General features: G+C 71.2%; 21 protein-coding genes. 19 read left to right on the top strand and 2 right to left on the bottom strand.

Annotated elements, in window-relative coordinates:
- Window positions 1-11: 11 nt before the first annotated feature.
- On the bottom strand, window positions 12-1,049 hold the full coding sequence (locus MZC64_RS31780) for a nucleotidyl transferase AbiEii/AbiGii toxin family protein (protein WP_247760561.1): 1,038 nt from the start codon (window positions 1,047-1,049) through the stop codon (window positions 12-14).
- Window positions 1,046-1,735, bottom strand: coding sequence for a hypothetical protein (locus MZC64_RS31785; RefSeq protein ID WP_247760560.1), 690 nt, complete (start codon window positions 1,733-1,735; stop codon window positions 1,046-1,048). Before MZC64_RS31785 ends, MZC64_RS31780 begins: the two co-directional genes overlap by 4 nt.
- Before the next feature lie 459 nt (window positions 1,736-2,194).
- Between MZC64_RS31785 and MZC64_RS31790 the strand changes: the two genes are divergently transcribed.
- The 19 genes from MZC64_RS31790 to MZC64_RS31885 all read left to right on the top strand — a co-directional run bounded on the left by MZC64_RS31790 (window position 2,195) and on the right by MZC64_RS31885 (window position 19,616).
- Window positions 2,195-2,791 (top strand): AAA family ATPase, encoded by a 597-nt coding sequence (locus MZC64_RS31790; RefSeq protein WP_247760559.1) that lies wholly within the window; start codon window positions 2,195-2,197, stop codon window positions 2,789-2,791.
- Between the two features lie 60 nt (window positions 2,792-2,851).
- Window positions 2,852-4,408, top strand: coding sequence for a signal recognition particle protein (ffh, locus tag MZC64_RS31795; protein WP_247760558.1), 1,557 nt, complete (start codon window positions 2,852-2,854; stop codon window positions 4,406-4,408).
- Window positions 4,405-5,490 (top strand): amidohydrolase family protein, encoded by a 1,086-nt coding sequence (locus MZC64_RS31800; RefSeq protein ID WP_247760557.1) that lies wholly within the window; start codon window positions 4,405-4,407, stop codon window positions 5,488-5,490. Before ffh ends, MZC64_RS31800 begins: the two co-directional genes overlap by 4 nt.
- 16 nt (window positions 5,491-5,506) lie before the next feature.
- Window positions 5,507-6,646, top strand: coding sequence for a CPBP family intramembrane glutamic endopeptidase (locus tag MZC64_RS48180; protein ID WP_282106177.1), 1,140 nt, complete (start codon window positions 5,507-5,509; stop codon window positions 6,644-6,646).
- A gap of 92 nt (window positions 6,647-6,738) precedes the next feature.
- Window positions 6,739-7,551 carry a type II CAAX endopeptidase family protein gene (locus MZC64_RS31815; RefSeq protein WP_247760556.1) on the top strand — a complete coding sequence of 271 codons (813 nt, stop codon included), beginning with the start codon at window positions 6,739-6,741 and terminating at the stop codon, window positions 7,549-7,551.
- Window positions 7,548-8,300, top strand: coding sequence for a 5-oxoprolinase subunit PxpA (locus MZC64_RS31820; RefSeq protein ID WP_247760555.1), 753 nt, complete (start codon window positions 7,548-7,550; stop codon window positions 8,298-8,300). The genes MZC64_RS31815 and MZC64_RS31820 overlap by 4 nt, the downstream gene beginning before the upstream one ends.
- 180 nt (window positions 8,301-8,480) lie before the next feature.
- Window positions 8,481-8,951, top strand: a complete 471-nt coding sequence (gene rpsP / locus MZC64_RS31825; RefSeq protein WP_247760554.1) for a 30S ribosomal protein S16 — start codon at window positions 8,481-8,483, stop codon at window positions 8,949-8,951.
- Window positions 8,948-9,187, top strand: a complete 240-nt coding sequence (locus MZC64_RS31830) for an RNA-binding protein (RefSeq protein WP_086789136.1) — start codon at window positions 8,948-8,950, stop codon at window positions 9,185-9,187. The genes rpsP and MZC64_RS31830 overlap by 4 nt, the downstream gene beginning before the upstream one ends.
- 20 nt (window positions 9,188-9,207) lie before the next feature.
- A complete protein-coding gene (rimM, locus tag MZC64_RS31835; protein WP_247760553.1) occupies window positions 9,208-9,726 on the top strand; it encodes a ribosome maturation factor RimM in 519 nt (172 codons plus the stop codon).
- Window positions 9,727-9,740: 14 nt separating this feature from the next.
- Window positions 9,741-10,499 carry a tRNA (guanosine(37)-N1)-methyltransferase TrmD gene (trmD, locus tag MZC64_RS31840; protein ID WP_247760552.1) on the top strand — a complete coding sequence of 253 codons (759 nt, stop codon included), beginning with the start codon at window positions 9,741-9,743 and terminating at the stop codon, window positions 10,497-10,499.
- A 172-nt stretch (window positions 10,500-10,671) separates the two neighbouring features.
- On the top strand, window positions 10,672-11,031 hold the full coding sequence (gene rplS, locus MZC64_RS31845) for a 50S ribosomal protein L19 (RefSeq protein ID WP_247760551.1): 360 nt from the start codon (window positions 10,672-10,674) through the stop codon (window positions 11,029-11,031).
- A 33-nt stretch (window positions 11,032-11,064) separates the two neighbouring features.
- On the top strand, window positions 11,065-11,997 hold the full coding sequence (gene lepB, locus MZC64_RS31850; protein WP_374205808.1) for a signal peptidase I: 933 nt from the start codon (window positions 11,065-11,067) through the stop codon (window positions 11,995-11,997).
- Between the two features lie 2 nt (window positions 11,998-11,999).
- Window positions 12,000-12,842 carry a ribonuclease HII gene (locus MZC64_RS31855; protein WP_282106178.1) on the top strand — a complete coding sequence of 281 codons (843 nt, stop codon included), beginning with the start codon at window positions 12,000-12,002 and terminating at the stop codon, window positions 12,840-12,842.
- Complete coding sequence (locus MZC64_RS31860; protein WP_086790123.1) at window positions 12,839-13,162, top strand: DUF2469 domain-containing protein; 324 nt, start codon at window positions 12,839-12,841, stop codon at window positions 13,160-13,162. Before MZC64_RS31855 ends, MZC64_RS31860 begins: the two co-directional genes overlap by 4 nt.
- A 146-nt stretch (window positions 13,163-13,308) precedes the next feature.
- Complete coding sequence (locus MZC64_RS31865; protein WP_247760550.1) at window positions 13,309-13,764, top strand: YraN family protein; 456 nt, start codon at window positions 13,309-13,311, stop codon at window positions 13,762-13,764.
- Window positions 13,765-14,317: 553 nt separating this feature from the next.
- Window positions 14,318-15,835, top strand: coding sequence for a YifB family Mg chelatase-like AAA ATPase (locus tag MZC64_RS31870; RefSeq protein WP_247760549.1), 1,518 nt, complete (start codon window positions 14,318-14,320; stop codon window positions 15,833-15,835).
- 393 nt (window positions 15,836-16,228) lie between these two features.
- Complete coding sequence (gene dprA, locus MZC64_RS31875) at window positions 16,229-17,377, top strand: DNA-processing protein DprA (RefSeq protein WP_247760548.1); 1,149 nt, start codon at window positions 16,229-16,231, stop codon at window positions 17,375-17,377.
- Between the two features lie 132 nt (window positions 17,378-17,509).
- Window positions 17,510-18,637: a tyrosine recombinase XerC gene (locus tag MZC64_RS31880; protein WP_282106179.1), complete on the top strand. Its 1,128-nt coding sequence runs from the start codon at window positions 17,510-17,512 to the stop codon at window positions 18,635-18,637.
- A complete protein-coding gene (locus MZC64_RS31885; RefSeq protein ID WP_247760546.1) occupies window positions 18,612-19,616 on the top strand; it encodes a FliA/WhiG family RNA polymerase sigma factor in 1,005 nt (334 codons plus the stop codon). The genes MZC64_RS31880 and MZC64_RS31885 overlap by 26 nt, the downstream gene beginning before the upstream one ends.
- Window positions 19,617-20,447: the final 831 nt, after the last annotated feature.

Below are 20,447 nucleotides of genomic sequence, written 5' to 3' on the forward strand. Positions count from 1 at the left end.
CGGGGACCGCCTTAGCTGAGCGGAACCGACGACAGGACCCGCGGCACGTTCAGCGGGTGCGCGTTGGCGTGCACCCGCTCAAGCACGTCGTCGAAAGTGGGCCCCGGCTCAGCGCCGTAGTAGAGGTTCCGCATTGCGTCGTCATGGTGTTGACGCAGTTGCGGGGCGAGCGGGCCAGTGGGGTCGAAGGCCGCGCAGCGACTGAACCCGCCGACGGGCGGGGGGCGGTCGCCCTGAAACTTCTCCGAGATCGCGTAGCAGTCAGCGAGGACCGCGCCGGCGGTCGACTGGTCGGCGAGGAAGGCGAGGGTCTGTGCGTCGCCGAGCAAGGCCCAGATGTCGTAGAACTGACGGCCGATGCGCGGCCAGCCGTGCTCGGTGGCGCGGGCATCGTCATCCATGCTGAAGTTGTTGACCCGCAGCAGCTTCTCCAGCAGCGTCCGGCCGGGATGCAGGACAGGTACCTCGAAGGACCGTAGATCGTCGTAAGCGGCGATGTCGAAGCCCGCTGCCCGCAACTGCCGGGTGAGCAGCGCAGTCACCGGCACCGGTTCGGACGGGTGTTGCCCACCGGACTGGCCAAGCTCGATGAGTACCCGGCCCGGCTCGGCCAATCCCGTGGCGATCCCGTCGGTCTCGGCCATGGGCGGGGTCAGGTACACCTTGCGATGCAGGGTGCCAAGGTTCCCGCCACCCAGCTCGCCGACCTGCTCGCTCTCCAATGCCTTGGCGGCGACCGAGCACATTTCCTTCAGTCGTTTCCTGCCCTGACGTTCATTCGGGAAGTCGGCCACGACGAGCAGGTCGAGGTCTTCGGAGAACCGTTGGATGAGCCGCAGCTTCTCCAGACTCGTGCCACCCTTGAAGATGATCTGTCCGGGAAACGCCGTGACCAGCGCGCGCAGCGCCTGGCATGCCCAGTAGTCCTTCTCCACGGCCAACGGCTGCACACCCAGCTGCTCAGCGGCGGTGAGCACGGTAGCCCCGAAGACCTCGGGATCCTCGTGTCGCCACAGACGCTCCTGGGCGCCCGCCGCGCTGGATGTCATGCCACCGCCGCGGCGAGTTCACGAGGCAGCGCCTGCCGCGCGGTCCGCGGGTCGGCGCGAGGCACGGTCCTCGCGTGGTCGGCAAAGCCGGCCTGGGTCAGTAGTGCCGACAGGCGCACCCGCGCCGGCGCCGGTTCGGTTCCCGATGCCTCCGCCAGCCGGGCCGCGGACACCTCGCCATCCTTGACGGCTTTGAGCAGACGTCGCCAGGCGTCGGGCAGCGGCACTTCGATGACGCGGCTCCAGTCGTCCAGCACTTCGAGCAGCGCCACTTCGATGGCGGTCAGCGCAGCTGTCGCGCGCCGCGACCGAGCCGCCCGGGACACGAAGGTGATCGGGCCGGATGACGTTGGCGGGCGGTGCGGAACGGCGATGTGTGTCTTGCGTGGCACCTGAGTCGACAGGCGCAGCCGGTGCGCGGCGGACAACCCCGCCGGCCCCACCCCGAGCTTGCCGACGAGTTCCTCCACCAACGCCTCCGGTGACGGCGGGCTCATCCCCAGCGGGGTCTTCCGGCCACGCCAATAGAGACCCCGCCGGACATGCGACAGCTCGCCACGGTGAGCCAGCTCGGCCAGTAGATGTTGCCGGGTCGACGAGGCGAGTGGCAGGTCCGCGGCAGACCAGAACCGTCCAGCGGAGCGCAGGATCGACTGACGTGCCTGCGTCACCTGCGACTTCGTCATAGCCACGACCCCTCCTCCGCTGACAAGAGGATACCGCCGAGCCCGCAATCCCGGCAACTTCTCGTAGCGACATGCTGCCTCAAGGCACGGATGACCGAGATCAGCCCGGCCCGCCGCAAGATCGAGAAAGCCGTGCTGGCCGCTGCCCGCTGAGCAGCAGCCCGCTCCGTAGCGGAGGCAGGGCTGCGTAGCGGGACGTAGGTAGTTCCACGCGGTCCGGTTCACGGGCCATCACGCTGCGCTGACCTGCACGAATGGACCAGGCTGACTGCCGTGACGCGGTTCGGGGACCACGGTGGGGAGCCGTGGCAGGAGGCCACAGCGTCACCAGCGGAGAGCCGATGGCGGCCCGGTGAGGGGTCCAGGCCGCCATCGGTGCTCTCCGCGTGATCACCTGTCGATCCGCTGTCGACGGGCTGTGGGCGGAACGTCCGGGTTCGCCCCGTACGTTCTTCAGTTGTGGACAGCACCGGCGTGACATCCAGCCGCCCCGGCACCGGACCACTCGTGGTCCGCGCGGGACCGCACGACCTGATGCTGCTCGCCGGCCTACCCGGGGCAGGCAAGTCCTCCCTGCTGCGCAAGCTGCGCGCCAGCGGCCCGTACACCGTGCTCGACTCCGACCAGGTCCGCGATCCGCTGGCCGAGCGGCTGCCGAACCTGCCCTACCGCTGCTACCGCCCGCTGGTGCACCTGCTGCACCACCTGCGCATCGTCTGGGCCGCGCTCACCGCGCCCGGCCCCGTGCTCGTGCACGAGCCGGCCACCAGGGTGACCACCCGCACCTGGCTGTCCCTGCTGGCCCGGCTCAGCGGCCGCAAGCCGCGGATGCTGTGGCTGGAGGTCACCCCGGAACAGGCCCGCGCGGGACAGCGCGCCAGGGCCAGGGTGATCCGCCCGCACTCCTTCGCCAAGCACGTCCGGCGGGCGCTGCGGATCAGTGCCCGGCTGACCGCCGGACGGCCGCTGCGGGGCTGGCCGGAGGTCACCCTGATCTACCGCTCGGACGTCGCGAACGGGCTGAAACTGGAGTTGGTGGGTTCGCGGTCGCGCTGACGGCTAGCCTTAGGGTCAGGAACTCTGTTGCCGTCCTGACCCCGCTGGAGCCCGAGACCCGTGTTCGACACCCTTTCCGACCGCCTCACATCGGTCCTGAAGAACCTGCGCGGCAAGGGCAAACTGTCCGATGCCGACATCGACGCGACCTGTCGCGAGATCAGGATCGCACTGCTTGAGGCCGACGTGGCGCTGCCCGTCGTGCGCAGCTTCATCGCGCAGATCAAGGAGCGGGCCAAGGGCGCCGAGGTCTCTCAGGCGCTGAACCCGGCCCAGCAGGTCGTCAAGATCGTCAACGAGGAACTCGTCGCCATCCTCGGCGGCGAGACCCGGCGACTCAACCTGGCCAAGACCCCGCCCACGGTGATCATGCTCGCCGGTCTCCAGGGCGCCGGTAAGACCACCCTGGCCGGCAAGCTGGCCAAGCACCTGGCCGGGCAGAACCACACCCCGCTGCTGGTCGCCTGCGACCTCCAGCGGCCCAACGCGGTCAACCAGCTCCAGGTCGTCGGCCAGCGCGCCGGGGTGCCGGTGTTCGCGCCCGAGCCGGGCAACGGCGTCGGCGACCCGGTCGCGGTGGCCCGACTGGCCATCGAAGAGGCCCGCAAGTCCCAGCACGACCTGGTCATCGTCGACACCGCGGGCCGCCTCGGCGTCGACGAGGAGCTGATGAAGCAGGCCGCGGACATCCGCGACGCCGTGCAGCCCGACGAGGTGCTGTTCGTGGTCGACGCGATGATCGGCCAGGACGCGGTCAGCACCGCCACCGCCTTCCAGGAGGGCGTCGGCTTCACCGGCGTCGTGCTGACCAAGCTCGACGGCGACGCCCGCGGTGGCGCCGCGCTCAGCGTCCGCGAGGTCACCGGCCAGCCGATCATGTACGCCTCCAACGGGGAGAAGCTGGAGGACTTCGACGTCTTCCACCCCGACCGGATGGCCAGCCGCATCCTCGGCATGGGTGACGTGCTCACCCTGATCGAGCAGGCCGAACAGGTCTTCGACGCCCAGGAGGCGGAGAAGCAGGCGCAGAAGCTGGGCGCGGGCGAGCTGACCCTGGAGGACTTCCTCCAGCAGATGATGGCCGTGCGCAAGATGGGCCCGATCGCCAACCTGCTCGGCATGCTGCCCGGCGCCGGGCAGATGAAGGACGCCATCGCCCAGGTCGACGAGAAGCAGCTGGACCGGGTGCAGGCGATCATCCGCGGCATGACCCCGGCCGAGAGGGCCGACCCGAAGATCATCAACGCCTCCCGGCGGCAGCGCATCGCCAAGGGCTCCGGGGTGGCGATCAGCGAGATCAACAACCTGGTCAACCGCTTCTTCGACGCCAAGAAGATGATGCAGCAGATGGCCGGCCGCTTCGGCATGGGCGGCGGCAGCGCCACCCGTGGCGGCGGCAAGGGCCGCAAGGGCAAGAAGGGGAAGAAGGGCAAGGGCCCGACCCCGCCCAAGATCCGCGGCGGCTTCCCCGGCATGGGCGGCATGCCCGGCTTCCCCGGCGGCATGCCCGACCTGTCCGGCATGCCCAAGGGCCTCAACGAGTTGCCCCCGGCGCTGTCCAACCTGGACCAGCTCCCGCCCGGCTTCGACCCCTCGAAGCTGAAGTTCGACAAGTGATCGAAGCACCACCAGCGTTCCACCTGCGCGGCGTCCTCCTTCCCGAGGGCGAACACCGGGATCTCTGGATCGCGGACGGGCTCATCTCGCATGAGCCCGTCCGCGCCGCCCAGACCCTGCACGAGGGCGGCTACCTGCTGCCCGGCCTGGTCGACGCGCACTGCCACGTCGGCCTGGGCCCCAACGGCGCGGTGGAACTGCCCGAGGCCATCGACCAGGCCCGCACCGACCGCGACGCCGGCGCGCTGCTGCTGCGCGACTGCGGCTCCCCACTGGACACCCGTCCGTTGCAGGAGCGCTCCGACCTGCCCCGGATCATCCGCGCGGGCAGGCACCTCTCCCGCCCCAAGCGCTACATCCCCTACATCAGCGCGGAGCTGGAACACGAGGAGCTGCTGCCAGCGGCCATGGCCGAACAGGCCGCCAACGGCGACGGCTGGGTCAAGATCGTCGGCGACTGGATCGACCGCGGCACCGGCGACCTGGCCCCGCTCTGGTCGGACCGGATCCTCACCGAGGCCATCGCCGCCGCGCACGCCGCCGGCGCCAGGGTCACCGCGCACGTCTTCTCCGAGGACGCGGTCCCCGGCCTGGTCAACGCGGGCATCGACTGCATCGAACACGGCACCGGCCTCACCGGGGACACCATCGCCGAGATGGCCCGCCGCGGCACCGCCCTGGTCCCCACCCTGATCAACATCGAGCTGTTCCCGGGCATCGCCGCCAAGGCGGGCAAGTACCCGCGCTACGCCGAACACATGCTCGACCTGCACGCCCGCTGCGCCGACACCATGGCCGCCGCGATCGAGGCAGGCGTCCCGGTCTACGCAGGCACCGACGCGGGCGGCGGCATCAAACACGGCCGCATCGCCGACGAGATCACCGCCCTGCACCGGGTGGGCATGAGCCGGGAAGCGGCCATCGGCGCCGCGTCCTGGGCCGCCCGCGAGTGGCTGGGCAGGCCCGCCCTGACCCACGGCGCACCGGCCGACCTGGTGGTCTACGCCGAGGACCCGAGAGCCGACCTGGGCGTGCTGCGCACCCCGGAACTGGTCGTGCTCGGCGGCCACCCGTACACCTGATTCGGGGGAGGACCAGATGACCGGGGCCCCAGACCACGCGGACGCGCCCACCCCACCCACGGGCTTCACCCGCCCCGCACCGCCTCCCTGCGGCGAGGCCACCGCGTCCCCGGGCCAGCCGCAGCCCACCTGGCCCGCCGCGCCGCCGCCCGAAGCGCCCGCCGCCACCGCACCCGCCGAGCCACCCCACGGCCTCGGCCAGCCTCCGGTCACCTTCCCCGCGGCCACCATCCCCGGCTACGGCCACTCCCCGGCCACCCCGCCCGGCCTCGACCAACTCCCCGCCACCGCACCCCCACCACTCGCGCCCCCGGCGTCCCCGCCCGGCTTCACCCCGCTCAGCCCCACCCCGCCCCCGTCCTGGTCCACCTACTCCGCCCCCATGCGCGACGTCGACCAGAACCGCGATCCCTACCTGCATCCCACCTACTACGAGGCCCAGCAGGTCGCCGCCACCCGGACCAGCGTGCACTGGGGCATCCTGGTCTTCGTCCTCGGCTACGGCGCCTTCCACCTGGCCGGACTGATCATCAACGCCGTGATGGCCGGCCAGTTCCGCGGCTTCGACCCCGCCGATCCGCCGGTGCTCGGCCCGCTGCTGCTGCTCTCCTTCGCGCCCAACCTGCTGCTCGGCCTGGTCCCGGCCATCGCGAGCTGGTGGAAGGGCAGCGGTCTGCGCCGCGACTTCGGCATCGTGCCCACCCTGCGCGACCTCAAGGTCGGCCTGGTCTGCGGCGCCATCTCCATCGGCGCCGCCTTCGTCATCAACCCGATCGTGTTCGGCCTCAGCGGTGACTCCCCGGCCCCGACCACCGGCATCTTCGCCGGCAACGAGGGCCGCACCATCTGGCTGGCCCTGCTCGCCCTGTTCCTGTTCCTCGGCGCCCCGCTCACCGAGGAACTGCTGACCAGGGGCGCGCTGTGGGGCGCGCTGGAGCAGTACCGGGTGCCCAGGTACGCGATCCTGGTGCTCACCGCGCTGGTCTTCTCGCTCATGCACCAGGAACCCGACCGCACCCTGGCGCTGTTCGCCCAGGGTGTCGCGATGGGCTGGGCGAGGATGCTCACCGGGCGCATCGGCGCCAGCATCGTGGCGCACGCGGTGAACAACCTGTTGCCCGCGCTGATCTTCTTCTTCGGTGCCAACCTGGTGTAGTCCTAGTTCCCGGCCCCACTACGCCGGGTAGTCCTTCTGGCTAGAGTGGGACAGTTCTTCCCGATCGCAAGCCCAGTTGCTCGGAGGCGCCCGTGAACGCACCGCAGTCGCCGGAGCCGGTGGGCGAACCTCCAGCATTGCTCCGCTGGTGGACGATCCTGCGCGGCCTCGGCGAGCGCCCGGCGGACGCGCTCTTCGACACCCCGGCCAAACCGCACCGGTGGGGCTTTGGCGCGTTCCTGGTCTCCTTCGGCGCGTTCCTGCTGGTCTCGGTCACGCTCAGTGCGCTGTTCCGGCCGGCCCCCGGCGCCCGGATCGGGCCGCTGGAACTGGTCGCGGTGTTGTCCCTGCCCACCCTGACCGGCGCGCTGGTCGCGGTGCTGATCACCGTGGTGCGCGGCAACGGACCACTGGCCGACCTGCGGCTGCGCTGGAACTGGCGGCATGCCGGCATCGGCCTGGCCATCGGCGCGATCGCCCTGGTGCCCACCCTCTACGCCACCCGGATCTGGGCCGCCTGGGTCGGCAACGACCAGGCCAACTCCGCGGTCGGCAAGGTCCTCGACGGCGTGTCCATGTCCCCGGTGCTGGCCGCGATCGTCTTCCTGCACCTGTGGCTGGTCGGCCCGCTGTGCGAGGAGATCGTCTACCGCGGCCTGCTCTGGGGCGCGGTGGAACGCCTCGGCTGGGGCCGCTGGGCCGCGTTCGTGCTGAGCACCATGGTCTTCGCGGTCGCCCACTTCGAGCCCGAACGCACCCCGCTGCTGCTGTTCATCGCGATCCCGATGGGCCTGGCCCGGATGTACACCGGCGGCCTGCTGGCCAGCATCGTGGTGCACCAGGTCAACAACCTGCTGCCCGCGCTGGGCATGCTGCTGATCATGACAGGGGTGATCCCGGCGTGAGGCTGGACCTCAACAGCGACCTCGGCGAGGGCTTCGGCATCTGGCGGCTCGGCGACGACGAGGCGCTGCTGGACGTGGTCACCTCGGCCAACGTGGCCTGCGGCTTCCACGCGGGCGATCCGGCCACCATGCGCCGGGTGTGCCAGGCCGCGGCCACCGCCGGGGTCGCGGTCGGCGCCCAGGTCTCCTACCGCGACCTGGCCGGCTTCGGCCGCCGCTTCATCGACGCCGACCCGGCCGAACTGGCCGACGAGGTGCTCTACCAGATCGGCGCGCTGGCCGCCTGCGCCCGCGCGGCGGGCACCGAGGTCCGCTACGTCAAACCGCACGGCGCGCTCTACAACGCGGTCGTGCACCACCAGGCCCAGGCCGCCGCGGTGGTCGCCGGGGTGCGTGCCTTCGGCGAACTCCCGGTGCTCGGCCTGCCCGGTTCCCGGCTGCTCGCCGCCGCTGAGGCGGCCGGCCTGCCCGCGGTCCAGGAGGCATTCGCCGACCGCGGCTACACCCCCGAGGGCACCCTGGTCCCGCGGAGTCAGCCCGGCGCGCTGCTGACCGGCACCGCCGACGTGGTGGACCGCGCGGTGCGGCTGGCCGAGCGCGGCGAGATCGTCGCGGTGGACGGATCGGTGCTGGTCAGCCAGGCCCGCTCGCTCTGCCTGCACGGGGACACCCCGGGCGCGGTGGCGCACGCGATCGCGGTCCGGACCGCGCTGACCGGGGCAGGCGTCACCCTGGCCGCCTTCGCCTGAACCGCCCCCGGATTCGTCCCCGGCGCACCCCGTCTGGCACAATGGCTGGCTGTCCGCCATGGTCGGTCCCTCTCACCGTGCCACGGCTCCGACAACCGAGCGCACCACACCCGCAACCCCACGCGGACAGGTGGGCGCTCACCCGTGAGCAGCACAAAATTTCGAGGAGCACCGCTACCCGTGGCCGTCAAGATCAAGCTCATGCGCCTTGGCAAGATCCGCCAGCCGTACTACCGCATCGTGGTCGCCGACGCGCGCACCCGGCGCAACGGCAAGGCGATCGAGACGATTGGCAAGTACCACCCCAAGGACGAGCCGAGCTTCATCGAGGTCAACGCCGAGCGTGCGGCGTACTGGCTGGGTGTCGGCGCGCAGCCGACCGAGCCCGTGCAGCGCCTGCTCGAGCTGACCGGTGACTGGCAGAAGTACAAGGGCCTGCCGGCCCCCGCCGAGGGCACCCTGAAGGTCAAGGAGCCCAAGGCCGACAAGAAGTCCCTGTTCGAGGCCGCGCTCGCCGCCGCTGGCGAGGAGCCGTCGACCGACGCCACCACGCCGAAGTCGAAGAAGGCCCCGAAGAAGGCCGACAAGCCCGCCGACGAGGCCCCCGCGGCCGTCGAGGGTGCCGAGAAGGCCGAGGACGCCGGCGCATGACGGTACTCGCGGACGCTCTTGAGCACCTGGTCCGCGGCATCGTCGACCACCCGGACGACGTGCGCGTCCAGTTGATCACGACTCGCCGTGGGCGGACTCTCGAGGTGCACGTGCACCCCGAGGACCTCGGCAAGGTGATCGGCCGCGGCGGTCGCACGGCGACCGCCCTGCGCACCGTCATGTCCGGCATCGGCGGCCGCGGCCTCCGGGTCGACGTCGTCGACACCGACCGCTGAGCGCCGCGGACGTCATCTCCGTGAGCACCGAAGTGGTCGTCGGGCGCATCGCCCGGTCGCACGGCATCCGCGGCGAACTCGTCGTGGACGTGCACACCGACGAGCCGGACGACCGGTTCGCCATCGGCACCGTCCTGACCGGCAAGCCGCGTCAGGGCGTTGCCCGGCGTCTCACCGTCACAGCCGCCCGGCCACACGCCGGGCGGCTGTTGGTGAGCTTCGAGGGCATCGCCGACCGCGGTGCCGCCGACTCCCTGCGCGGCGTCCTGCTCACCGTCCCGGTCAGCGCGCTGCCCGAGATCACCGAGCCGGACTCCTTCTACGACCACCAGCTCGAAGGCCTGGCCGCGGTGGACACCACCGGAGCCGCCATCGGCGTGGTGCGCGAGGTCATCCACGGCCCCGGCGGCGAGCTGCTCGTGCTCGACGCCAACGGCACTGAGCTGCTCGTGCCCTTCGTGGCCGCGATCGTGCCCGAGGTCGACCTCGCCGGCGGCCGGGTCGTCATCGACCCGCCCGAGGGCCTCTTCGACCAGTAGGAACGAACACGCTCGTGCGCCTGGACGTCATCACCATCTTCCCCGAGTACGTTGCCCCGCTGCGCGAGGCGCTGCTCGGCAAGGCCCTGGACCGCGGCCTCATCCAGCTCGGCGTGCACGACCTGCGCGACTACGCGCACGACGTGCACCGCTCGGTGGACGACAGCCCGTACGGCGGCGGCCCCGGCATGGTGATGAAACCGCAGGTCTGGGGCGAGGCCCTGGATGCCATCTGCCCGGCCGAGCCCACCCCGCGGCTGATCGTGCCCACCCCGGCGGGCCGGCCGTTCACCCAGGCCATGGCGCACGCCTACGCCCGCGAGCAGCACCTGGTCTTCGCCTGTGGCCGGTACGAGGGCATCGACCAGCGGGTGGTGGACGCGGCCGCGCGGCGGATGCCGGTGGACGAGGTCTCCATCGGCGACTACGTGCTCATCGGCGGCGAGGCCGCGGTGCTGGTCATGGCCGAGGCCGTGGTCCGGCTGCTGCCCGGGGTGCTGGGCAACCAGGCATCGCACGAGCAGGACTCCTTCTCCGACGGGCTGCTGGAAGGCCCCAGCTACACCCGGCCCGAGGTCTGGCAGGACATGCCGGTGCCCGACGTGCTGCGCTCGGGCAACCACGCCGCGATCAACCGCTGGCGCCGCGACCGCGCCCTGGAGCGCACCTTCCACCGCCGCCCCGAGCTGCTGGCCGCGCTGCCGGATGAGGCGCTGGACAAGCACGACCGGAAGCTGCTCGACCAGCTCCGTGCCGAGCAGCCCCCGGCCTGACCAGGCCGATTTCGTGCCCGACTACCCCGTCTGGCACACTGGACAGGTTGCTGCTGCCGGTCGCTGACCGGCGCGCACACCGGAAGCTCACCCCTGACGGGCCCTCTCGCGGACACGGCGACGGACCTAGGGCGTAAGTGAGAACTCTGAGAATGACGAGGACGGAACACCCATGAACACCCTGGACGCTCTGGACGCCCAGTCGCTGCGTTCTGACATCCCGGAATTCCGCCCGGGCGACACGCTGAAGGTGCACGTTCGCGTCATCGAGGGTTCTCGTGAGCGCGTGCAGGTCTTCCAGGGCGTGGTCATCCGCCGCCAGAACGGCGGCATCCGCGAGACCTTCACCGTCCGCAAGGTCTCCTTCGGCGTCGGCGTCGAGCGCACCTTCCCGGTGCACTCCCCGAACCTGGCCAAGATCGAGCTGGTGACCCGCGGCGACGTGCGCCGGGCCAAGCTCTACTACCTGCGCAACCTGCGCGGCAAGGCCGCCAAGATCAAGGAGAAGCGGGACACGGTCCCCGCCAAGTGATCGGGCGTCGTCTCCGTCACGTAGCCTGATTCGGTGGCCGACATCGTGGCTTCCCAGCCTCAGCACAACGATCCGGATGACTCCACCCCCGTCCACGGCATCCCGCGCGCCGGGGCCGGGGCCGGGGCGCCGGAGGAGAAGCCCTTCCATACGAAGAAGCCCAAGAAAAAGGGCTCCTTCTGGAAGGAGCTGCCGATCCTGATCGTGGTCGCGCTGCTGCTCACCTTCCTGATCCAGGAGTTCCTGGCCCGGGTGTACGTGATCCCGTCGCAGTCGATGGAGCAGACGCTCCACGGCTGCGACGGGTGCACGAACGACCGGGTCCTGGTCGACAAGGTGACCTACCGCTTCAGCGATCCCGAGCCGGGTGACGTCGTGGTCTTCCGCGGCCCCGACTCGTGGAGCCCGGAGATCGTGGGGTCCCGCTCGTCGAACTCCTTCGTCCGCTGGCTGCAGGGCCTCGGCTCGTTCATCGGCCTCGCGCCGCCGGACGAGCGGGACTTCGTCAAGCGGGTGATCGCGGTCGGCGGGCAGACCGTGCAGTGCTGCGACGACCAGAACCGGTTGCTGGTCGACGGCAAGCCGTTGACCGAGCCCTACCTGTACTGGGATCCCGAGCGTAACGGCGGGGCCCAGGACCAGACCCGGTTCGGTCCGATCACGGTGCCGCAGGGCCACCTCTGGATGATGGGCGACAACCGGAACAACTCCTCGGACTCCCGGGCCGAGGGGCACGGTCCGGTGCCGGTGGCCAACGTGATCGGCAAGGCGCAGATCATCGTGCTGCCGCCGAGCCGCTGGCAGACCATCGACGACCCGAACCCGCAGGCCGCAGCCCTGGGCGCCGCGCCGTGGCAGGCCGGAATCCCCGCGGGGATGGGCATCGTGGGCGCCGTGCCCACGCTGTGGCTGATCCGCCGGGGCCTACGCCCGCTCCGTTCCCGGAAGAAGCGGGATCTCGACTGATCATGGCTGGGGCCAAGGTGTCGCCCCGTCCGGATGACTCGAAGGCGCAGCTGCGCCCACCGCGTGCGGTGGTGCGCGGCAGCTCCGGCAACTGGGCGTTGCAGGCCGCGCTGGACCGGCGCGGACTGGGCCCGGTGGCCGGGGTCGACGAGGCGGGACGGGGCGCGTGCGCCGGACCGCTGGTGGTCGCCGCGTGCGTGCTGCGTCCGGGCGACCTGCGCCGGTTCGAGGGCCTGACCGATTCCAAACTGCTCACCGCGGCCACCCGCGACCGGATGTACGACCTGGTCCTGGACCGGTCGGTGGCACATTCGGTGGTGGTGGTCGGCCCGGCCGAGGTGGACGCCCTGGGCATCCACGTGGTCAACCTGGAGGGCATGCGCCGGGCGGTGGCGAGGCTGTCACCACATCCCGGCTACGTGCTCACCGACGGATTCCGGGTCCCCGGCCTGACCGCGCCCAACATGCCGGTCATCAAGGGCGACCAGGCGGTGGCCTGCGTCGCCGCGGCCAGCGTGCTGGCCAAGGTCACCAGGGACCGCATCATGACCGAGTTACACCAGCGACACCCGCGCTACGGCTTCGACGTGCACAAGGGCTACAGCACCGCGGAACACAGCGCGGCACTGCGAACCCACGGCCCCACCGACGAACACCGGTGGAGCTACGCGAACGTCATCGCCGCCGCCGATGAACATGGCCTGACCCCGCCCCGGCGGGTGAAAACCGGATTGCTCGCGACCGCCCGAAACGGCGTTGCCCCGGTAGTCCAGAATGTGTTGGTTCCACCAGGACGCCTCGCTGAGGGGGCGGCAGTGTCACGACGAGGGGTCGAAGGCGGATGAGCGCGGAGGATCTCGAGAAGTACGAGACCGAGATGGAGCTTCAGCTCTACAAGGAATACCGCGACATAGTCGGTCAGTTCGCCTACGTCGTGGAGACCGAGCGGCGGTTCTATCTGGCCAACGCGGTGGACGTGCAGGTGCGCAACGCCGACGGCGAGGTCTACTTCGAGGTGCGCATGTCGGATGCGTGGGTGTGGGACATGTACCGCCCCGCGAGGTTTGTGAAGAACGTCCGAGTCATCACCTTCAAGGACGTCAACGTGGAGGAACTGGACAAACCAGACCTCCGCCTCCCCGAATCCGGCCCCTTCGGCCAATAGCACACTTCCCTCTCTCCCCACCCCTCAAGATCGCAACCCATCCACACCCACCCACTTATCCACAACCCCCGCCAACCCCACCTGGCGCAAACCCCCACTCCCGACAAAGGTCGAAGGCACACCCCCTCCGACCCCCGGGAGCCCCCATGCCCACCACCACAACCCCGCTGCGCACCGCCACCCGCAACGCGGCCTCCACCGGCAACGCAGCCGCCAGCCTCAACGCCACCCTGCGTTCCCGCGCCACCACCCACAACAAATCGCTGGGCCGCAAAGGCGAAGCCCTGGCCGCCCAGTACCTGGAGTCCCAGGGCCTCACCATCCTGGACACCAACTACACCTGCCGCCACGGCGAACTCGACCTGGTGGCCACCGACGGCCAAACCCTGATCGTCTGCGAGGTCAAAACCCGCAGCGACCCGTCGTTCGAGCCCCCCGCCGCCGCCCTGACCCCCCGTCAGGCCCGCCGCATCCGCGAGTCCACGGAATCCTGGCTGACCCTCCACCACGTCCCCTGGGTCCCCATCCGCTGTGACCTGGTAGCCATCCTGTGGCCCCCCGGCGACCCCCCAACCCTCGACCACCGCAGAGCCATCCTCTAGCTCGCGCCCGGCTCCCACCGGAGCCCACACGCTCACCCCACCGGAGCCCGCCCGCGAGCCCCCGGATGCCCCCCGCTGGAGCCCACCCGGAAGCCCCGGACCCCCTCCCGGTGCCCGGCACCACCGGGGCCACCCGCGTCACCCCAGCCTCCCCACCCACGTGGCCCTCGCACGCCCAGGACTCCCGCAACCCACCCCAGCCCTCAGCCGAGCCACCCCGTGCCCGGCCACCCCCGCACGCCCATACCCGTGCTCCAGCCGCCTCCACATGCCTCCCGAGCCCCCAACCCCGCCAACCCCCGCAGGCCCCCAGTCAGCCCTCCTGCCTCGCCTGTGCCGCTGCCTGCCGTTCTCGTGGCGCAGCTCGTTCACCCGCCCCAACCCGCGCACTCTCGCCCCCAACCCGCCCCTGCCCCTCTTCCCTTCTCAGCCTTCGCCCGCGCCCCACCCCTTTCCACCAGCCCCAGCCCCCAGCCAGCCCAAGCTCGCCCCTCCCTCTTCTCCCCACACCTCCTCTCCTCCTCCCACCCTCCCCCTCCCTGGAGTCGCCCCTATGCCCCCGGCCCGAGCCTGGTCCGTAGCCCTCTTCGGCGTGGACGGCCTCCTCGTCGAAATCGAGGCCGACCTCGGCGGCGGCCGCCCAGGCGTCCAGATCGTCGGCCTGCCCGACACCGCGCTCCAGCAGTCCAAGGAGCGGGTTCGCGCCGCCGTCTGCAACAGCGAGGAACCCTGGCCCGACCGGAAGATCACCTTCGCCCTGTCCCCGGCCGCCCTCCCCAAAACCGGCGCCGGCTACGACCTGGCCCTGGCCTGCGTGGCCCTGGCCGCGGCGGCCGCCATCCCCCAGGAAGCGCTCGACTCCACCGCCTTGCTCGGTGAGCTGGCCCTGGACGGCCGCCTCCGCACGATCCGCGGCATCCTGCCCGCCCTGCTCGCCGCCCGCCGCGCCGGCATCCGCCGAGCCGTGGTGCCCAGCCCCGCCCTCCCCGAAGCCGGTCTGGTCTCCGATCTCGACGTCTACGGCGCCGGCACCCTCGCCGAAGTCCTCCGCTGGCTCCGCGGCGAAGCCGATCTCCCCACCCCGTCCCCGGCCGCGACCACCGACCAGCCCACCCCCTGCCCCGACCTCACCGACGTCGTAGGCCAACCCGAAGCCCGCTGGGCCCTGGAGGTCGCCGCCGCCGGTGGCCATCACCTGCTGCTCGTCGGCCCGCCCGGCACCGGCAAGACGATGCTCGCCGAACGCCTCGCCGGCCTGGTCCCACCCCTCACCGACGAACAGTCCCTCGAAGTCACCGCGATCCATTCCCTGGCAGGCACTCTGTCCGCCGACGCCCCACTCATTACCAGCCCGCCCTTCATCGCCCCGCACCACTCCATCTCGGTCGCGGGCCTGATCGGCGGCGGCTCCGGCCTGGCCAAACCCGGCGCGATCAGCACCGCCCACCACGGAGTCCTGTTCATCGACGAGGTCGGCGAACTCGGCCCGCAACGCCTGGAATCCATGCGCACCGCACTGGAACAGGGCGAGGTCCGGCTGGCCCGCCGAGATGGCCTGGTCCGCTACCCAGCCCAGTTCCAGCTGGTCCTGGCCACCAACCCCTGCCCGTGCGCTCCACCCCGCGACAGCGAATGCGTCTGCCAGTCCTCGGCCCGCCGCAGGTACGCCGCCCGCCTGTCCGGCCCGCTGCTGGACCGGGTCGACCTCCAGGTCCGCATGCGCCCGCTCAGCCACATGCACGTCGACCCCGACAACCCACCCGAGAACACCGCCACCGTCCGCCACCGAGTCCTTGCTGCCCGAGCCAGGGCCCAGCACCGCTGGTCCCACCACGGCTGGCCCAACAACGCAGCAGTCCCCGGCCCCGCCCTGCACCGCGAATACGCCCTACCGAAACCCACCACGGCCCTGCTCGACCGCTCCCTGGCCCACGGGGTCCTGACCGGCCGAGGCGCCGACCGCTGCTTACGCGTCGCCTGGACCCTGAGCGACCTCGACCAGTCCGACCGCCCCACCGCCGACCACGTGGCCGCCGCCCTGGAGTTCCGCGACCGAGCCCCCCGCCCCTGACCGCCATCCCGTGGCCCCTGACCGCACCCGGCCCCTGACTGCCCCTGGCCCCTGATCACCCGCCGCCCCTGACCAACCCGGTCCCTGACCACCCCCAGTTCGCCGCCCACCCCCAGCCCAGCGTCCCGTCCCCCCCGTATCCAGCGGAGCCCAGCCCCAGCGCGCCCGATCTCGACCATCAGCCCCCAAGCGCCCAGCCCACCGGGCGTCAGCCCCCAAGCGCCCAGCCCACCGGGCGTCAGCCCCCAGGCGCCAGCCGTCCGGCACCCAGCCCCAGCCCTGGCTCCCCGCCCCCACCCGACCTTTGCCCCCCGGACCTTTGTCCCCATCCCGTACTTCGAGCCCAACCCGCCCTTCACGCCAACCCCGCCCTCCCACCCCGTCAGGAGTCCCATGAGCGCGGACGACCCCCGCCTGCGCCTTGCCCGCGCCTACCTGTCCCGAGTCGCCGAACCCCCGGCCCCCGCCCTGCACCGCTTCGTCACCGAGTTGGGTGCCGTGGCGGCCGCCGACCGAGTTCACCGCGGCGACGTCCCACCACCCGTGTCCAGGGAGACCGAGGCCCGCCGCACTGCCTTCCTCCCGCGGGAGGACCTCGCCGCAGCCGAGGCCCTGCCCGCTCGCCTGCTCATTCCCGAGGACCCCGACTGGCCGAGCTGGCAGTTCTCCAGCTTCGCTGCCGCCGCGGCTCAGGGCGCACCGGAAGCGGTGCCGCCGTTGGCGTTGTGGGTGCGTGGCGAGGCGCCGCTGGCTGAGCTGGTCGAGCGGGCGGTCGCGATCGTCGGCTCCCGGTCGGCGACCCCGTACGGCGAGACGGTCGCCACCGAACTCGGCATCGGACTCGCCGACCTCGGCGTCACCGTCGTCTCCGGAGCAGCCATGGGCATCGACGGCGCGGCGCACCGTGGCGCGATCATCGGCAACGGCCCGACCGTGGCCGTGGTCGCCTGCGGTCTGGACATCCCGTACCCGGCGGGACATGTCGGCCTGTTGCGCCGGATCGTTGCCCAGGGCGGCCTCATCCTCAGTGAGTACCCACCCGGCGTCCAGCCTGCGAAGCACAGATTTTTGGTGCGCAACCGACTCATCGCCGCACTTGGTGGCGGCACGGTCGTGGTCGAGGCCGGTATCCGCAGCGGTGCCACCAACACCGCCGCCCACACCCGCACCCTGGGCCGTCCGCTGATGGCTGTGCCCGGTCCGGTCAACTCGGCCATGTCGGTCGGTTGTCTTGCCCTGCTCCGGTCCGGACACGCGGTCCCGGTCGGCACCGCGGCTCAGGTGATCGAGGCATCCGGCCGAATCGGGATCGACCTCTCCGACACCCCGGAAGGTCCGCGCAGGGAAACCGATGGCCTGGAACCCCATGCCCTCCGCGTGCACGAGGCGTTGCCAGAGCGGTCCGGATTGAGCGCGGAAGAGGTAGCCGTCGAGTCCGGACTGCCGCTGAGCCGGGTCAGAGGACTACTCCCCGCATTGGAACTCGCCGGACTCGCCCAGAGGGGCGATGAGGGTTGGCATCGGCTGCGAGCCAATAGATGATCAAAGCGAACCCGTGGACCCCGTCGACCACCCACAACTGTTGGGCGGTGCCACTTGACCGAGTCCGCTCGACCGCGCAGCGTGTCAGGTGGAGGCCGCCGCCCGCCAGGCGTGCCACAAGGGAGGAATGGCATGCCGACCCCGCGAGGGGACCGCCGTCGGGCCACCGGAACGGCATCCGCGCGTGCCCAGCTCCCGGCCCCACTGGCTCGGTCCGTGGACGAGTTCGAGCGCCACCTGACCCTGGAGCGCGACGTCTCCCCGCACACCGCCCGCGCCTACCTGAGCGATGTCGTCTCCCTGCTGACCCACTTCACCCACGGCCCGGAAGGTCCCGGCAGTACGGATTCTCGGCCCGAGCCCGAGCCCGAGCCCGAGCCCGGGGTCGAGCCCGAGCCCGGGGCCGCAACGCCGACCGCAACGTCAGCCGGGTCACCGCCGTCAGCCGTACCCGCGGATGAGGACCGAGGCGGTCTGACGGCATCGCCGAACCTGGGCGCACTTGATCTCAGCGAGCTGCGGTCCTGGCTCGCGGACCAGCGGGCGGGTGGGGCCAGCCGGACCACCCTGGCCCGACGGGCCGCGGCGGCGCGGACGTTCACCGGATGGGCGGCCAAGACGGGTTACCTGGACAACGATCCAGGGCCTCGACTGGCCTCGGCGCGGCCGCATCGGCACCTTCCGGCGGTGCTTCGTGCTGATCAAGCCACCGCCGCGATGGAGGCTTCAGCCTCCGGAGCAGCGGAGGGTGATCCGGTTGCGCTGCGTGATCACGCGATCGTGGAACTCCTGTACGCCAGTGGGGTTAGGGTGGCGGAACTCTGTGGGTTGGACGTGGGCGATATTGATCACTCGCGGCGTGTCGCGTTGGTTATGGGCAAGGGCGGCAAGCAGCGTTCAGTCCCGTACGGGGTGCCCGCCGAACGGGCGATCCGTGCCTGGTTGGAGCGCGGTCGGCCGCAACTTGTCTGTGCCGCTTCACATGCGGCGTTGTTCCTCGGCGCGCGCGGTGGCAGGCTCGATCCCAGAGTGGTGAGGAGGGTGGTGCACGACATGATCGGTTCCGTGCCGGGCGCCGCCCCGATTGGTCCGCATGGGTTGCGTCACTCCGCCGCGACCCATCTCCTCGAAGGCGGAGCCGACCTCCGAAGCGTTCAGGAACTGCTCGGTCACGCTACGCTCGCAACGACTCAGCTCTACACCCACGTCACCGTCGAACGGCTGAAGGCGATACATGACCGAACCCACCCCCGTTCCTGACGATGCCGGGGGAGGTTTCCGCACAGCGACCGTGTCAACGGCGTCCTCCCCACAGACCCGCTCCGCCCACCTTGGACGGGCTCGTCGTCACGGCGTTGACGAAGGCACGGCGCCCAGGCAGGGGCGCGGTGCCGGGACCCCTGGCGGCCACGGCCACGAGTCCGAGCCGGAACCCGAGGAGGCCACCGCGACCGTCGGCGAGGTGCGCAGTGCCGACGATGTCGAGGCAGGCATCGTCGCGTTGTGGCGCGCCTACGGCGTAGCCCGCGAACAGTCCCTCCGGGACCGCCTCGTCCTGCACTACGCGCCGCTGGTCAAGTACGTCGCCGGCCGGGTCGGCACCGGGTTGCCGTCCTACGTCGACGTCGCCGACCTGGTCCAGTCCGGTGTTTTCGGACTGGTCGACGCGATCGAGAAGTTCGAGCCCGAACGCGGGCTGAAGTTCGAGACCTACGCCATGCAGCGCATCCGCGGCGCCATCCTGGACGACCTGCGCGCCCAGGACTGGGTGCCCCGTTCGGTCCGCAGCCGTGCCCGCGACGTCGAACGTGCCCTGGAACGGCTCGAGGCCCGGCTCCAGCGCACCGCCACCGACCTGGAACTGGCCGATGAACTGGGCGTCAGCAGTGACGAGCTGCGCGAACTGTTCGCCCAGCTCCAACTCACCAGCGTGGTCGCCCTGGACGAACTGATCGCCGCTGGCCGGGGCACCGCCTCATTGGCGGAAACCCTGCCGGACGACCGGGCCGAGGATCCGGTCGCGGCCCTGGTCGACCAGGACGGCCGTCGTCAGCTCGCCGACGCGATCGCCCAACTCTCCGAACGCGACCGGGTCGTGGTCACGCTCTACTACTTCGAGAACCTGACCCTCGCCGAAATCGGCCGGGTCCTGGGCGTCACCGAGTCCCGGGTCTGCCAGCTGCACACCCGTGCGGTGCTGCGCCTGCGCACCAAGATGGCCGAACAGGCTGAGGCCTGACAGATCTGATGATGCGGTGATCGCGCCGCGATCAGGCTCACTGGCCGGACTTGGCGTATCTGTTGATCGGCATGCTTCCGGTGGGGTTCTGCTGGAGCTGCCTGCTTGGGGTGTCCGAGTGGTGGGGGCGGCCTCCTTGGGGTGTGGCGTCGGCTGGGTGGGATGCCTGGCCGGCGGGGGCTTCTGCTGAGTGGGCGAACGGCTGTCGCGCTGATGCGGGGTGGACTTGGGTTGCCGCCACCGCACAACTTGGCGTTCGCGGACGGCTCTCGGCCAGCCGGATGGTGACCGGGGCGCCCGAAGGCGTTGTCTGAAGGTGGGGACGCTCGGAGCGGAGCTGGTTCCGTTGTGCGAGTAGGTCGTCGTCTCGTGACTGGGTTGCGTTGCCGGTGGTGCTCGGCGCCAAGCGGCCACCGGCCTGCGGGTTTCTGTTTGACCTCCTTGGGTTGGGGCTGGGACGTGGCCCCGGAGTGGCGTCAACCGTGTGTGGTGGAGGCGGTTGACGCCTGGATCGCCGGAGCTGTCTCCAGAGGACCAGTTGCCCGGCTGGCACGCCTGATCCCGAACGGGTGGTTTTGGTGGTGGGGGCGTGAGTTCCGGTCGGGAGGGTGAGTTGGGCCCGGCTGGAGAGACCGCGCTCGGGGTGAGGGACAGCTCGGGGGAGAGGGACAGGGGACGGAAGGAGGCGGGGGTAGGGAGACGGAGGGGCAAGGGAGGGAAGGAGGGAGGGAGGGGCGAGCTTTGTCCCGGAGCCCGGAGCCCGGAGCCCGGAGCCCGGAGCCCGGAGCCCGGAGCCCGGAGCCCGGAGCCCGGAGCCCGGAGCCCGGAGCT

The organism is Crossiella sp. S99.2, assembly GCF_023094165.1.
Classification (GTDB): domain Bacteria; phylum Actinomycetota; class Actinomycetes; order Mycobacteriales; family Pseudonocardiaceae; genus Crossiella.